We start from the raw sequence: 16,773 nt of genomic DNA, 5'->3' as shown, positions 1-16,773 counted from the left end.
TCCCCGAAATTAACCTGGGGGGAAAATGTGCTGGCAACCAGTTCCCTGTTGCAATGAAGCAAATTGACGCGAACAAACACCCTGATTCATCGTCTGACTGTTCGGAAGTTCAGTCAAGATTACGGGTAATGAGCAAAAATTGATGAGCAGAGATTCTGGTGGGCGGAGGTGATATGAGACAGCTGATGCGATCGCTTGATTGGTCAACTACCCCAATTGGTGATGTGGATACTTGGCCTCAAAGCTTAAAAACGGCGGTTCAAATTATCTTAGGTTCCCGTTACCCGATGTTTGTTTGGTGGGGGCCGCAAATGATTAATTTTTATAACGATGCTTACGCCCCTATCCTTGGTCAGCGTCACCCAAAAGCTTTAGGTAAACCAGCTTATGAAGTCTGGGCGGATGTTTGGGATGTTGTCGGGCCGCAAGCTGAAGCCGTTTTGCATTCCGGACAGTCTTCTTGGAATGAAGATTTACTGTTAATTATGGAGCGGAACGGCTACCCAGAGGAAACCTACTTTACATTTTCTTACAGTCCAGTACCCGATGATGAAGGTCACCGGGGTGGTATATTTTGTGCGGTAACAGAAGAAACACAACGGGTAATTGGCGATCGCCGTTTGCGCGTTTTACGAGAACTAGCTGCCAATACCGCAGAGGCGAAAACCGTTGAAGATGCTTGCGAAATCGCTGCCCAAACTTTAGATAATAATCCCTATGATGTCCCCTTTGCCTTGCTGTATTTGTTAGATGACAGCCAAACTAAAGCAAAGCTAATGGGTACAGCCAGATTAGCCCCAGGAACCCCAGCCAGTCCCCCAGAAATTGAAATCGGATCGCCAATTTGCGATCGCTGGTTGCTGTCATCTGTTCTAAATGAGGGGAAAAGTCAGTTAATCCAGGATTTACAAGCTAAATTTGGCGATTTACCTGGTGGTGCTTGGCCGGAGTCGCCAAACACGGCTATAGTCTTACCTCTCAGCAACCCAGCACAAGACAGCAAAAGCGGATTTTTAATTGCAGGTATCAGCCCCCGTCGCCAGTTTGACGATGATTATCAAGGATTTTGGGATTTAGTCGCCGGACAAATTACTACTGCGATCGCTAATACCCGCGCCTACGAAGCCGAACGCCTCCGCGCCGAAGCACTTGCAGAAATAGATCGCGCCAAAACAGAGTTTTTTAGTAACGTTTCTCACGAATTTCGTACCCCGTTAACTTTAATGTTAGGGCCGATAGAAGATGCCTTAACCGATACCGTCACCCCGCTACCAGAAGTACAACGCCAACGTATTGAAATTGTCCAACGCAATGGACTGCGCTTATTAAAATTAGTCAACACCTTACTAGATTTTTCGCGTATTGAAGCCGGACGCATTCAAGCAGTATATGAGCCGACAGATTTAGCTGCCTTTACAGCTGAACTAGCTAGCGTATTTCGCTCCACCATTGAACAAGCGGGAATGCAGCTAATTGTTGATTGTCCCCCATTACCCACAGAAATTTATGTAGACCGGGAAATGTGGGAAAAAATCATATTTAATCTGTTATCTAATGCTTTTAAATTTACATTTTCTGGCACAATTACAGTTAAATTACAATATTTTCCCAATTACGTTGAGTTAATTATTCAAGATACAGGTATTGGCATTCCTACAGCAGAAATTCCCCATTTATTTCAACGATTTCATCGGGTAAAAGGTGCGAAAGGGCGGAGCTTTGAAGGTTCGGGTATCGGTTTATCGCTGGTGCAAGAATTTGTTAAACTGCATAGCGGTACAGTGAGCGTCAGCAGTGTTCTTGGTGCAGGCAGTTGCTTTACTGTCACCATTCCCACAGGTTACGAGCATTTACCACAGGCAGCTATAAATAAAAATAATACAGAAAAATCTATTATTTTACGTGTAAATACTTATATAGAAGAGTCTCAGCGATGGTTACCAACATCAGGAAACGAGGAAGAATCTGCACCTGTAAGTCATTATTTATTACCTCCCACTACTCGGATTCTCGTAGCTGATGATAACGCTGATATGCGCGATTATCTCCAGCGATTGTTGAGTGCGGCTTATCAGGTAGAAACCGTAGCAGATGGTAATGTAGCTTTAAATACAGCGCGACAAAATCCCCCAGATTTGCTGTTAACTGATGTAATGATGCCGGGAATGGATGGCTTTGAATTATTGCGATCGCTACGTAGCGATCCACAAACCCAAGATATCCCGATTATTTTATTATCAGCTAGGGCGGGGGAAGAATCGCGGATTGAAGGTTTAACAGCCGGAGCCGATGATTATGTCGTCAAGCCATTTTCTGCTAGAGAATTACTCGCCCGTATAGAAGCCAGTCTCAAATTAGCTCAACTGCGGCAAGCGGCACAAGTGCGGGAACAAAGCTTACGCCAGCAAGCAGAAGCCGCATTACGCGATCGCCAGAAAATTGAAGTATCTCTGCGTGCTAGCGAGGAACGCTTTCGGCAAATGGCGGAAACAATTGAAAGCGTTTTTTGGTTATATGACCCAATTTTACAAGAACTACTATATGTTAACCCTGCCTACGAGCAAATTTGGGGGCGTTCCTGCGATAGCCTTTATCAAGATTTTAGCAATTGGCTAGAGACGATTCACCCTGATGACCAAGATATCGTTAAAAATAATACTCAAGAATGCATAGATACAGGTAATAATACGGTAGAATATCGGATTATTCGCCCTGATGGCACTATACGCTGGATACGCGATCGCGGTTTTTTAGTTCGGGATGGTAACGGGCAACCATACCGCATTGCTGGCGTGGCTGAAGATATTAGCGATATTAAACAAGCCGAACAAGAGCGAGAACAATTACTCATGGGCGAACGTGCCGCCAGAGAAGCAGCAGAACGAGCCAGCCGCATCAAAGATGAATTTCTCGCCGTTCTTTCCCATGAATTACGCTCGCCCCTCAATCCGATTTTGGGTTGGTCAAAATTATTACAAAGTGGTAAGCTTAATCCCAGCAAAACAGCAGAAGGATTAGCAACCATCGAGCGTAACGCCAAGTTACAAGTACAGCTAATTGACGATTTGCTGGATATCTCCCGGATTATCAGGGGGAAATTAGTTTTAAATGCCGTACCTCTCGATTTAGGTAAGGTTGTGTTATCAGCCTTAGAGACAGTGCGATTAGCGGTTGAGGCTAAGTCATTAAAAATTCACACCCATATTACCCCAATGGTAAGCGTCATCGGTGACGCCACACGATTACAGCAAATAGTTTGGAATCTGTTAACCAACGCCGTCAAATTTACCCCATCCGGGGGAAAAATAACAGTTAATTTAACCTGTGTTGGTAATCAGGCGCAAATTCAAGTGCAAGATACAGGTAAAGGTATTAGTGCTGAGTTTCTACCCTTCGTCTTTGAACATTTTCAGCAACAAGACGGCTCAACCACTCGTCAATTTGGGGGATTAGGTTTAGGATTAGCGATCGCTCGTCAACTTGTAGAATTACATGGTGGTACTGTAGCAGTAGATAGTCCTGGTGAAGGACAAGGTGCAACATTTACCGTACAAATTCCCCTATGCTTGGATATGTTACCCCCACCAACTTTATCACCAACAGTTGAGCCAGCCTTAAATCTTCAGGGTATGCATATTTTTGTCGTCGATGACGCTCAAGACTCCCGCGACTTAATCGCCTTTATCCTCAAACAACACCAAGCAAAAGTTACCACCTTAGCATCAGCCAAAGCCGCACTAGAGGCTTTAGCACAAACAGTTCCAGACTTAATCATTAGTGATATTGGTATGCCAGAAATCGATGGCTACATGCTCATGGAACAAATTCGCCGCCTACCCCAAGCCAAATCTATTCCCGCGATCGCCTTAACTGCTTATGCTGGAGAAGTGAACCAGCAAAAAGCGATCGCAGTCGGTTTCCAAAGACATATCGTCAAACCCATCGATCCTCACGCTGTCGTCGCTTTAGTTATCGAATTAGTTCACCAAAACGAAAAATTGTACAGACGCGATTCATCGCGTCTCTGACAACTGACTAATGACAATTAACAAATGACTAAAAATTGGTTTCGTATTGGACTTTTAGCTATATTTATTTTCTCATTTACCTTGCGTTTTTGGGGTTTGGATCGATTCAACACCCTAGTATTTGATGAGGTTTACTTTGCTAAATTTGGGAATAACTATCTCACTAATACTCCCTTTTTTAACGCTCATCCTCCCTTAAGTCAATATATTATTGGTATTGGTATTTGGATAGGGAAACATGTTCCTTTTTGGCAACAACAAGTTAATGGTTTAGCAGGTTCTTTATTATCGCCCTGGAATTATCGCTGGGTAAATGCGCTCACTGGTTCATTTATTCCCGTAGTTGTAGCTGCAATTGCTTATCAAATTAGTCATCGTCGGAGTTTTGCTTTACTTGCAGGATTTTTTACCGCTTGTGATGGCTTATTCTTGGTTGAATCTCGCTATGCTTTGAATAATATTTATATTGTTATTTTTGGTTTATTAGGGCAGTGGTTTTTATTATTAGCTTTAGAAAACCAAAAACGACAGCGTGCTTTATGGTTAATTGCATCCGGTATTGGTTTTGGTGCTTCAATTGGCACAAAATGGAATGGTTTATGGTTTCTGTTAGGAACTTATTTAATATGGGTTACTGCTTGGTTATTGCGATTGTTACATGCTTATTTAAATAAGCAACCAATTAATAAACCAATTAATAAAATAGATACAAAACCACTCACACCCCTAGAAAAGTTAACAGAGATAAATATTTTGCAGATGGGGTTTTATTTAGGAATTATTCCCGCCTTAATCTATAGCTTAATTTGGATTCCCCACCTGCGATTAGATACAAGTTATGGTTTTATCGAAGTACATCGACAAATTTTAAACTTTCACCTACACATGGGTGGTAATACCCCCGATGTGCATCCTTATTGTGCAGCTTGGTACAAATGGCCGTTGATGACTCGACCAATGGCTTATTATTATCAAACCACTCGTCATTTTAGCGATCCTTTACCTGTAATGGGGCCGAATTTACCTGCTGCTGATGGTATGGTAATTTATGATGTTCATGCAATGGGTAATCCGTTTTTGTGGTGGTCGGGAATGGGTGCTATGTTATTTTTAGCAGGATGGCTATTATCTAAAATAGTCATACCTTTATGGAAAAATCAGCCCTTATCTGTACCTGCAACTCTTTCCATTGACACTTGGATTGCTATATTTATCGTCTTCAATTATGCCGCTAACTTATTACCTTGGGTAAAAGTAACTAGGTGCGTATTTATTTACCATTATATGTGTGCTGTCGTGTATGTCTTTTTAGCGATCGCTTGGTTTGTCGATCAATCTCTGCGCAGCTATCATCGAGAATTACGCGCTGTCGGCGTGACTGTAAGTTTTTTGATTTTAGTTGGCTTTATTTTCTGGATGCCAATTTATTTAGGTTTACCCCTCACTTCTGAAGGTTATAAATTGCGAATGTGGTTTAATACTTGGATTTAGGGAACTCCAAAAAATAAATTATGCCAAATTGTAGGGGCGGGGTTACCCATTGGTGTCAACTTAAAGCAAAACCTTTCTCTATCTCGTTTCCAGCCTCCGGCTGGAAATGCGTATTGCGAGGCTCTGCCTCGGAAGCTGATAAATTGAGGCGGAGCCTTACGATAATAGCTCCCACGCAGAGCATGGGAGCTAGATGGAATCGGGGTTTCACGTTAAGTTGCACCAATGGGGGTTACCCCGCCCCTACGAGTTGCGAATTTGGTAAGTTAATGATTGGAATATTTTTTTATTTGGAAGTCCCTTAAACTTAACACATATCCACAGTAGTAACAGATCCCCGACTTCTCGAAGAAGTCGGGGATATAAACATCTGTGTTGCGTTTAGAAATCAAATATGAATTTTATATTCCACTATTGCTCACAAGTTCCTCACAGTTGTCTCTTATCTTGGTACAAAATCCACCTCAACACTTAACTAAAGCAGACTGAGGTGCAAAATGTAGTATCCAATGACATGTAAATTTATGACACATTATATGGAACTTTTAGCCACCAATCAGCCCTGGAACCTGCTGATATTTATGGCTTTACCTGTAATTTTAGCCGAGACAATTGCCGTATCTGAACTTTATATTTTGTTTACTCGCGACTTACAAGGAAGAGTCAGAAAGATTAATAAATTTGCAGGTGTGATTGTCGGTTGTTATTTTTTAGGAATATTTTTCTATCTGTTTTTTAAAGCTGTGATTCCCATTACCATAGCTGGAGAGTGGCGAACCATTATTGATGTTATAGCCGTTGGTTTTTATTTACTGGGCGTAATTCCTTTATTTGGTATTAGCCTGTTAGAATTTGGGGCTATTGGCAAATATAAAGGCGAAGAATGGAAATTAAAACTTCATGCTAAATTTGTCGCCTTGTTTTTGATTGTGGCGCATATTGCTATGATATTTGGGATGCTGAGTCCTTCCCTTTTAGATGCAAGTATGCAAATGCATCAAATGTAAATATATTGGTATCTTAGCTTGACTTTATCTAGGGTGACAAAACCTTATATCTGAACTTGAAATTGCAATAATGGGAGCATCCCAAATGTGAAAAAACGCCCTCACCCTATAAGGGTGGGGCTAGAAATACGAAGCCTGCCTTCGCAGGCTAAAAGTTTGATAGCCTGCGAAGGCAGGCTTTGTTGGTATAGCAATACCCTTCTAGGGTATTGCGTCAAAATTGGGATGCTCCCGCAATAATCGTGACACATGCCCACCATATCTTAGTTTTGGCGGGCATTTTTGCGTTTAGATGTATTTCTACCTATATTTATTGGTAAATTGGTATTTATCGGATTTATTTTGCCGCAAAATCTTTACATAAATTATGCATGAATTTAGTTAGCGATCGCTCAATTCACAACTGTTGTTAAAAATCATGTACTTTTCCCTTACCTGAGCGCTTATCTGTTGAGCAATTAATCCAACGGACTCAGCAATTATTAGCCAGATTAGCTTTACATTGTTGCTGATTAAATTTGATTTAATTTACTAACTGGAAACTTAATTTAATACAACTACATATTTACCAATTGATTTAATCACTCGGTTTTGATATATCTTATCCCTCGATGATGTAGCTGCCTGTTAAACTGTAAATTGCCAAGCAGAAAAGGGAGATACTGCGTATTGCTACTGAAAATTGTTAATTTTCAACATCAGAAATCATCAAGCTAGCGCAGTCAATAGGGCAAGAATTAGCAACTAACCCTCGATAAATCGTAATTGCTAAATTTGTCACTTTCATCCCTTAAGTTAAGTCAAAATAACCCAAGCAATATGACGCAACTTTAGGAACTTTTGACAAATGACCAATGACAGCCCTAACTAGTTATCTGAAAACTCCCGCCAAGTACTTATACCAATTCAAAATTCAAAATTCAAAATTCAAAATTAAGAAATCTATATATAACAAGGGTTTGTGAGTTTGTTTCTGAATTTTAGCGAATTGGTATTAACTATCTTAAAATTAAGGAAAAAATTTCCACTCAGGTATTTATCTCACTCCCTGCAAATGAATTGTTAACATCATCAGTAATGTGGAAATTTTAGTAAGTAATCTACACTGATTGCTACTTTACTTTTGATGCTCCCGCCCTATAGAGGAGAAGTCTCATGGTAGCCGAATTTGAAGTTCAAGGTATTAATGTTAGCAGCTTGAAAGAAGCCGCAATACATAATTCTAGCCGCATTCAGCCTCATGGGGTGCTGTTTGTGCTGCAAGAACCAGAGTTAAAAATTATCCAAGTTAGTAATAATACATGGAGCGTTTTCGGCATTGCGGCTGAAGATGTTCTGCAAAAAAAATTAGAAGAATTACTCGACCCTTTCCAAATTGAAAGAATTAAATCAGGGCTATTACAAGGTAATCTCGATTATATCAACCCTACTAAAGTATGGGTGAGAAAAAAAGGCGATGATTATGTGGTATTTGACGCAGTTTTTCATCGCAACCCCGAAGGAATTTTAATTTTAGAATTAGAACCAGCTATTTCTCAAGAAAGTATTCCTTTTTTGAGTTTTTATCATTTAGCGAGAGCTTCTATTAACCAGTTAGAAAAAACCACAAATCTGCACGATTTCTGTCAAATCATTGTCCAAGAAGTCAGGAAAGTGACGGGATTTGACAGAGTCATGCTGTATAAATTTGATGATGACGGACATGGCTCTGTCATTGCAGAAGAAAAATTAGACAGCATGGAACCTTACTTAGGGTTACATTATCCAGAGTCAGATATTCCTAAACCAGCGCGAAAATTATTTGCTTCTAATTTTATCCGCTTAATTCCTGATGCTTATTCGGAACCTATCCAAATTATTCCGGGAGAAAACCCAGTTAGTAAACGTCCGATTGATTTAACTAATTCGATTCTCAGAAGTGCAGCCTCATGTCATTTAGAGTATTTACATAACATGGGTGTAGGTGCTTCTTTGACAATTTCTTTAATCAAAGACGGTAAACTCTGGGGTTTAATTGCTTGTCACCATCAATCGCCAAAATATGTTTCCTATGAATTGCGCAAAGCCTGCGAATTTTTAGGAAGAGTGATATTTACAGAAATTTCTGCAAGAGAAGAAACAGAAGATTACGATTACCGCATGAGTTTGGCATATATTCAATCAGTTTTGATGGAATATATGTCTCAAGAAGAAAACTTTATTGATGGATTAGTTAAACATCAACCAAATCTTTTAGACTTAACTAGCGCTCAAGGTGCAGCTGTATGTTTTGGCGAGCATTGCACAGTAATTGGCGAAACTCCCAATGAAGAAGACTTGAGTTTTTTAGTCCAATGGCTCAAGAATAATGTCCAGGAAGAAGTATTTTATACAGATTCCTTACCACAAATTTATCCAGATGCCGAAAAGTTTAAAAATGTAGCTAGCGGTTTATTAGCTATTCCCATTTCTAAACGCAATTATGTGTTGTGGTTTAGACCAGAAGTCATTCAAACTGTCAACTGGGGCGGTAACCCTAATGAAGCTTTTGCAGTCAACCAATCAGAAGGAAATTTGCGCTTAGTTCCCCGCAAATCTTTTGAATTGTGGAAAGAAACGGTGCAATTAACTTCTTTACCTTGGCAATTTGCAGAAATCAAAGCTGCATTAGAACTGCGCAAAGCGATTATTAATATTGTTTTACGCCAAGCCGATGAACTAGCGCAATTAGCCCATGATTTAGAACGTTCTAACGCGGAATTGAAAAAGTTTGCCTATGTTGCTTCCCATGATTTACAAGAACCGTTAAATCAAGTAGCAAACTATGTACAGCTATTAGAGATGCGCTACGAAGCCGAACTCGACGAAGACGCCAAGGAATTTATTAACTTTGCCGTTGAAGGCGTAAGTTTAATGCAAACGCTAATCGATGATGTATTAGCGTACTCCAAAGTAGACATGCAAGCGATCGCATTTGGGCTAACTGAGGTAGAAACCCCCCTAAATCGTGCCCTCAGTAATTTACGTGGACGCATCCATGAAACTGGAGCCATAATTAAACACGATCCTTTACCAACAGTGATGGCTGATAGTACACAACTAATGCAGCTATTTCAAAACCTCATCGGTAACGCCATCAAATTCCGCAGCAACAACACACCACAAATCCACATCGGCGCAGAACGTTTAGATGATGAGTGGTTGTTCTCTGTGCGGGATAACGGTATTGGTATCGATCCCAGATTTAGCGATCGCATTTTCGTCATCTTTCAACGCCTACACACCAGAGAAGAATATCCCGGTACAGGCATGGGCCTAGCAATCTGTAAGAAAATTATAGAATGTCATCGGGGACGAATCTGGGTAGAGTCGCAGCTAGGTGCGGGTGCAAGCTTCTACTTTACGATTCCAGTCGGAGGCCGCGAGCGTGAGCGTAGAAACGGAAGAAAAACACAAAACAATCTTTTTGGTCGAGGATAATAAAGCCGATATCCGCTTAATCCAAGAAGCGCTAAAAAATAGCACCGTACCACACCAAGTGGTAACCGTCAGGGATGGTATGGACGCAATGGCTTATTTACGCCAAGAAGGTGAATATGCTGATGCTCCCAGACCTGACTTGATTCTCTTGGATTTAAACCTACCCAAAAAAGACGGACGGGAGGTACTAGCAGAAATCAAAACCGATCCCATACTCAAACGGATACCAGTAGTCGTGCTGACGACATCCCACAACGAGGATGATATCTTTCATAGTTACGATTTGCATGTAAATTGCTACATCACTAAATCTCGTAACCTGAGCCAGCTATTTCAAATCGTCAAAGGTATTGAAGAGTTTTGGCTCTCTACTGCCACATTGCCGACGGAGTAAGCGTGAGGCAGGGGAGCAGGGAGCAGGGGGACAAGGAGGACAAGGAGGACAAGGAGGACAATTGTAGAGACGCGATTCATCGCGTCTTTGCCCAATGCCCCATGCCCAATGCCCCATGCCCCATGCCCAATGCCCCATGCCCAATGCCCCATGCCCAATGCCCAATGCCCATTTTCAAAGAGGAGGTAGAACCAGAAAATGATGGCGACAGACTCAGTAAAAATCTTGTTAATTGAAGATAACTTAGCAGAAGCGAGATTGTTACAAGAGTTTCTGAAGCAAGCTCAATCTCAAGACTTTATTGTAGTTCACGTACAACGCTTACAGAATGCGCTCCAGGAATTAACTCAAGACCACGGATTATACTCCTATAATGCCATTTTGTTAGATTTAACTCTCCCGGATAGCGAAGGATTATCATCTTTACCTAAGTTAATTGATTCTGCCCCTAGTGTACCGATTGTTGTCTTAACTAACACCAATGACGAAGCCCTGGCAATTGAAGCAGTAAGACAAGGGGCACAAGATTACTTAGTGAAACGACAGGTAAATGTTGATGTGTTGGTGCGCTCTCTACATTATGCGATCGCCCGCAAGCAAGTTTTAGAATCATTACGGACAACTAATAAAACTTTAGAAACTCGCGTTGAAGAACGCACGGCTGAACTGGTGAAAGCTAAAGAAATTAACCAGTTCAAATCAGAATTTGTTTCCATGATTTCCCATGATATCCGCAATCCTTTAAATACAATTCTCCTAGCGGCTGGGTTACTTCAAGATAGCGGTGATAAATTAACCAAAGAGAAAAAAAGCTCTCATTTTCAAATGATTCGCTCGGCAATTAAAAACATGGCACAGCTATTGGATGAAGTGTCGTTAATCGGTCAAGCAGATTCAGGTAAATTGCAATGCGAACTCATCTCCCTAGATTTACAGAGCTTTTGCCGACAACTTATTGATGAAGCACAACTGAATCTCAAAGATAAGCAAATCAATTTGGTGTTTACCAGTGTCGGAGAATTTAGAAATGCTCTGTGGGATGAAAGTTTACTGCGGCATATTTTAGGCAATTTGCTCACAAATGCCATTAAATATTCACAACCAGGTGGTACAGTTAAATTTGAACTTATTGGTCAAGAACAAGCGATCGCATTTCGGATTGCAGATGAAGGCATAGGTATACCCGCAGCAGACCAACAGCGCTTATTTCAACCATTTCAGCGTGCAGAAAATGTTGGTTCTATTCCTGGTACAGGTTTAGGTTTAGCAATTGTGAAAAAATGTGTTGACGCACATGGCGGTGAAATATTCGTCAATAGCCAAGTGGGAGTAGGTACAACCTTTACGGTGATTTTACCATTGCTGGAGTTGTAATTGCTGCGCGATCGCTTCCAGTTTAGGGATTTCCAAATAAAAAAATATTGCGATCGTTAACTTACTAAACCCGCAACTCGTAGGGGCGGGGTTACCCCGCCCCTACAATTTGGCATAATTTATTTTTTGGAGTTCGTTCATTGAATTGGGGTAGTCGTTCATTGAATTAGGGTAGGCGTTTATTGAATTAGGGTTGTCGTTTATTGAATTAGGGTTGTCGTTCATTGAATTAGGGTAGGCGTTTATTGAATTAGGGTAGGCGTTTATTGAATTAGGGTTGTCGTTTATTGAATTGGGGTTGTCGTTCATTGAAAGCGGCGGAAAATTTCATCCCCTCATAGGTAGAGAGAGACAGCCGCCCCGCCGCTTGGGGCATTGGGCAGTGATAGTATATTTTTTGGTTAGAAGTCCCTAACATCAAAACATATTTATTCGTTCAACCCAGTGGAAGCGGAAGTTCATGCGCCGAGAGCAGTTGTTACAAAAAATTCTGCTAATTGATGTTAACTCTGTCGATCGCGCTCTCACCATCCAAGCACTGACTCACGCCTTCCCAGAAGTTGATATTGCAGAAATTGTCAATGGTGATGAGTTAGCTCAGGCGATCGCATCTGCTAACTTTGATTTAGTAATTACCGATTATCAATTACCTTGGACAACCGGACTGGATATTTTGCGGACTCTCAAAGCTCAGATGAGCGATTGTCCGGTGATTATGTTCACAAATTCCGGTAGTGAAGAAATTGCTGTGACGGCGATGAAAGCAGGGTTAGATGATTATGTCATCAAGTCACCCGCAAATCTGAATAAATTAGTGCAAGCTGTTATTACTGTTTGGCAAACTACGCCAACTCATTATCAAACCGCTCAAGCTTTAAAAAAAAGCGAACGGCGTTTATCTACTTTAATTAGCAATCTTCCTGGTTATGTTTACCGGGTAGCCAACGATCGCAATTATACCCCAGAATTCATCAGCGAAGGAGTAGTGAAAGTTACTGGTTATTCCTGGGAAGAATACTTAATTGAACGCACAATTTACTGTGGTCGAGAAATTCACCCCGATGACCGCGATCGCGTCTGGAAATCGGTTCAAAAAGCCGTCGCCCGACAGCAACCCTATGAATTTGAGTTCCGCATTATCACCAAATCGGGAACGGAAAAATGGGTTTGGGAACGGGGAAGAGGTATATTTTCTGACCGTGGTGAACTGCTATATTTAGAAGGTTTTGTCACAGATATTTCGGCACGCAAAGCTGCGGAAACTGCGCTGCAAGAATCGCAACAGCTTTATCAAACCTTGGTGGAAAATTCCCCGGATATTATTGAACGCTTCGATACGCAATTGCGGCATCTTTATACTAGTCCAGCCTTGACAAAAATCACCGGCATTCCTGCAGAAGTGTTTTTAGGTCGCACCTGTCGCGAAATTGGAATGCCAGAAACAATGGTTAATACCTGGGAAGCTGCTGTACACATATTATTAACCACAGGGCAAAAGCAGATAATTGAATTTGCAACGCCCACACTTAATGGCATACGTTATTTTGAAATGGCGATCGCGCCGGAGCTAACTCACGAAAATGTCATTAAGTCAATACTGTGTATTTCGCGGGATGTTACGGAACGCAAAGCCGCTCAAATTGCCTTACAGCAAAAAGCACAGCAAGCGCAAACTTTAAATCGCGTAGTCCAAAGTATTCGCAGTTCTCTAGATTTAACTACAATCTTTTCCACGACCATCGCGGAAGTCACCGAATTATTGGGACTGAATCGGACTACAATTGTCCAGTACTTTCCAGAACGTGAATGTTGGCAAGTTCTGGCGACTCACCGCCAAGATACATCCCTTGTAGATACGACAGGTTTAGAAATTCCCGATATTGGGAATCCCTATGCTGCACAACTCAAACAACTCCAGGTAGTGCAGGTAAATACTGTTGAGAGCATTACAGATCCAATTAACCAGAAAATTTCCCAGTCTCTTCCCCCGGCTTGGTTGTTAACACCTATCGTTGTTAACGGAACAATTTGGGGTAGCTTATCGCTGTCAAAAGCCATTGCGGAAGCTCCTTGGAAGCAGGAAGAGATAGAATTAGCAACTAAAGTAGCCGATCAATTAGCGATCGCTATTCAGCAAGCACAACTTTATCAACAAGCACAGCAAGAACTACGCGATCGCCAACGCGCTGATGCAGCTTTACAACAACTCAACCAAGAACTAGAACAGCGCGTACAAGAACGCAGTTCCCAATTGCAAATGGCTCTCTCAGCCGCCAAAATGGGCACTTGGGAATTAAACCCACAAACAAAAGTCGTCCGTTGGTCGCCGGAAGAATATGAGCTATTTGGCTTTAAAAGCGATGCTCAAGGACGGGTTCTTGATGAAAATGGTAGCGAAATCAGTCCTTATCCTAACTTTGAGTTGTTTTTAAGTTGCGTCCATCCCGACGATCGCGACTATGTAGTACAAAAAACCCAGCAAGCGATTCAACAAGGTGCGACCTTTGAAGTAGAATATCGACTGCTACGGCGAGCAGGCTGTTGGTTATACGCCAGAGGTGCTTGTGTTCTCAACGCCGAGGGAAAAGCGATCCGCTTAGTGGGAGTTGCGATGGATATCACTAATCGCAAACGCTCAGAAGAAATCTTCCGCCACCAAGCCAGACAAGAGCAGGTACTAAGGCTGATTACCCAAGAAATCCGCCAATCTTTAAATTTAGATGCTATCCTCACCACCGCAGTTACAGAAGTTAGGCAGACATTACAAGCTGACAGGGTAGCGGTTTATAAATTTAATCCCGATTGGAGTGGACATTTTATCGTTGAATCAGTTACCCCCGGTTGGCTGGAACTAGTGCAACCCAATGTCCAAAAAGTCTGGGTAGATACTTATCTGCAAGAAACTCAAGGAGGACGGTATAAAAATCACGAAAGCTTTGCGGTGGCAGATATTTATACAATTGGGCATCAAGATTGTCATATAGCCCTTTTAGAACAGTTTCAAGCCAGAGCTTACGCGATCGCGCCGATTTTTTCGGGAGACGATCTTTGGGGTTTGTTAGCAGTTTATCAAAATTCCGCGCCCCGCCATTGGCTACCTTGGGAGATGGAACTATTGCAACATATAGCCAACCAATTAGCGATCGCCATCCAGCAATCGGGGCTGTATCAACAACTACAAATTGAACTCCAAGAACGTCAGCAAATAGAAGAACAAATCCGCGCATCTCTCAAAGAAAAGGAAGTTTTATTGCGCGAGGTGTATCACCGGGTAAAAAACAATATGCAAATGGTTTCTAGTTTGTTAAACCTGCAAGCCAGTACCATTGACGATCCTACCGTCCTCAAATTATTAACTGAAAGCCAACGGCGAGTCAAAACAATGGCACTAATTCACGAACGGCTCTATCGTTCGGAAAACCTAGCCCGGCTTAACTTCGCTTCCTATGTGGAAAAACTCGTTCAAGATATAGTTCGTTCTTATACTTATAGTAAATCATCTATCCGTATTTTCCTAGATGTAGCCGATGTGGAACTTGACCTAGATACAGCTGTTACCTGCGGCTTAATCATCAATGAGTTAGTATCTAACGCCTTGAAATATGCCTTTCCCCAACAAGCCGGCGAAATCACTTTGCAATTTTGGCTCACCGATCCTGAGTATTATTGTCTAGTTGTCAAAGATAATGGAATTGGAGTACCTGCGCATATCGATCCAGCAAGTACAACTTCGCTAGGAATGCAACTTATATATGGGTTAACAGAACAGCTAGGAGGTAAAGTACAACTAGATAGACAAGGAGGTAGTCAGTTTAAAATTATCTTGCACAAAAGGGTTTAAGGTATCATGGCGCAAGTTTCTTCTTTGCCAACTATTTTGATTGTCGAAGATGAGTGGGTGATTGCTTTAGATATCAAACAACATCTTCACAAGTTAGGCTATAGCGTTTGTGGTACTGCTAATTCTGCCGCCCAAGCTTTAGAACTGGTTGCAACCACAAAACCCAATTTAGTGTTGATGGATATTTACCTGCAAGGCGATAAAAGCGGTATTGAAGCAGCAGATCAAATTCGCCAACAGTTTCACATACCCGTGATTTTTTTGACTGCCCATGCTGATGAAGCTACATTAACACAAGCGATCGCCACCCATCCCTATGGTTACATTGTTAAACCCTTTGAAGAACAAGATTTAATTATTGCAATTCAAGTAGCCTTAGCTAATCATCTCGCCGAACAAGCTACTAGACAAGCATTAAAGAAAGAAAAACAGCTTAACGAGCTAAAATCTCAATTTGTTTCCATCGTTTCCCATGAATTCCGCAATCCCTTAAGTTCTCTCCTCCTCACATTGGAACTCTTGGAACAACCAGATATACTCACCCCCGAAAAGCGACAAGCACATATCGAACGGGGAAAAATAACCATTAAGCACATGGCGCAACTGATTACAGATGTGTTAGTTCTCGGACAAGTAGAACAAGAACAATTTCACTGTCAACCAACACCACTGAATATTTATCATTTTTGCTCCTACTTGGTAGAAGATTTACAATCTCGTTCTCCAACCCAAGAGAGATTAGTGTTTACCGTTTCTGGATGCGACACCACAGCCAATCTTTTTTATGAGCTTGATGCCAGCTTATTGCAGCATATCCTGACAAATTTGTTAGAAAATGCCCTGAAATATTCTCCAGAAGCCAGCAAAGTCACCTTTACGTTACACTGTGAGCCAGATTGTATTGAATTCCAGATTCACGATCAAGGTATTGGACTGACAGAGCAAGATCAAGCTAAATTATTTACTCCCTTTCATCGCGGAGTCAACGTCAACAAAATTCCTGGAACGGGATTAGGGTTATCAATCACCAAAAAATGTGTTGATGCACATGGCGGACAAATTTCCGTTAATAGTACTGTGGGCGTCGGTACAACTTTTACCGTCATCATCCCCGCACAAAGAATTTTTACCTCTAACTCAGCCTCCACTGTGTAGGCAGAGGGGCAGGGGGCAGGGAGC

The 16,773-nt window shown here is 41.6% G+C and carries 9 protein-coding genes; all 9 read left to right on the top strand.

What is annotated here, in order from left to right:
• Window positions 1-173: 173 nt before the first annotated feature.
• The 9 genes from H6G08_RS23315 (at window position 174) to H6G08_RS23280 (ending at window position 16,749) form a co-directional block, all read left to right on the top strand.
• On the top strand, window positions 174-4,028 hold the full coding sequence (locus H6G08_RS23315; protein ID WP_190547224.1) for an ATP-binding protein: 3,855 nt from the start codon (window positions 174-176) through the stop codon (window positions 4,026-4,028).
• 24 nt (window positions 4,029-4,052) lie between these two features.
• Entirely contained in the window at window positions 4,053-5,519 is a 1,467-nt protein-coding gene (locus tag H6G08_RS23310; protein WP_190547222.1) for a dolichyl-phosphate-mannose--protein mannosyltransferase, read from the top strand.
• Between the two features lie 524 nt (window positions 5,520-6,043).
• Window positions 6,044-6,526, top strand: coding sequence for a DUF6803 family protein (locus H6G08_RS23305; RefSeq protein WP_190547219.1), 483 nt, complete (start codon window positions 6,044-6,046; stop codon window positions 6,524-6,526).
• Window positions 6,527-7,681: 1,155 nt separating this feature from the next.
• A complete protein-coding gene (locus tag H6G08_RS23300) occupies window positions 7,682-9,985 on the top strand; it encodes a sensor histidine kinase (protein WP_190547217.1) in 2,304 nt (767 codons plus the stop codon).
• Complete coding sequence (locus H6G08_RS23295; protein ID WP_190547215.1) at window positions 9,933-10,379, top strand: response regulator; 447 nt, start codon at window positions 9,933-9,935, stop codon at window positions 10,377-10,379. The genes H6G08_RS23300 and H6G08_RS23295 overlap by 53 nt, the downstream gene beginning before the upstream one ends.
• Window positions 10,380-10,480: 101 nt before the next feature.
• Window positions 10,481-10,615, top strand: a complete 135-nt coding sequence (locus H6G08_RS38270; protein WP_277877817.1) for a hypothetical protein — start codon at window positions 10,481-10,483, stop codon at window positions 10,613-10,615.
• Window positions 10,581-11,753: a hybrid sensor histidine kinase/response regulator gene (locus H6G08_RS23290; protein WP_190547270.1), complete on the top strand. Its 1,173-nt coding sequence runs from the start codon at window positions 10,581-10,583 to the stop codon at window positions 11,751-11,753. Before H6G08_RS38270 ends, H6G08_RS23290 begins: the two co-directional genes overlap by 35 nt.
• A gap of 460 nt (window positions 11,754-12,213) precedes the next feature.
• A complete protein-coding gene (locus H6G08_RS23285; RefSeq protein WP_190547213.1) occupies window positions 12,214-15,594 on the top strand; it encodes a GAF domain-containing protein in 3,381 nt (1,126 codons plus the stop codon).
• 6 nt (window positions 15,595-15,600) lie between these two features.
• Complete coding sequence (locus H6G08_RS23280) at window positions 15,601-16,749, top strand: hybrid sensor histidine kinase/response regulator (RefSeq protein WP_190547211.1); 1,149 nt, start codon at window positions 15,601-15,603, stop codon at window positions 16,747-16,749.
• Window positions 16,750-16,773: the final 24 nt, after the last annotated feature.

It is taken from the genome of Calothrix anomala FACHB-343 (assembly GCF_014696435.1).
GTDB classification, from domain to species: Bacteria; Cyanobacteriota; Cyanobacteriia; order Cyanobacteriales; family Nostocaceae; genus Aulosira; species Aulosira anomala_A.
The sequence above is the reverse complement of the archived record's forward strand: the minus strand, read 5'-3'. Positions and strand labels throughout refer to the sequence as shown.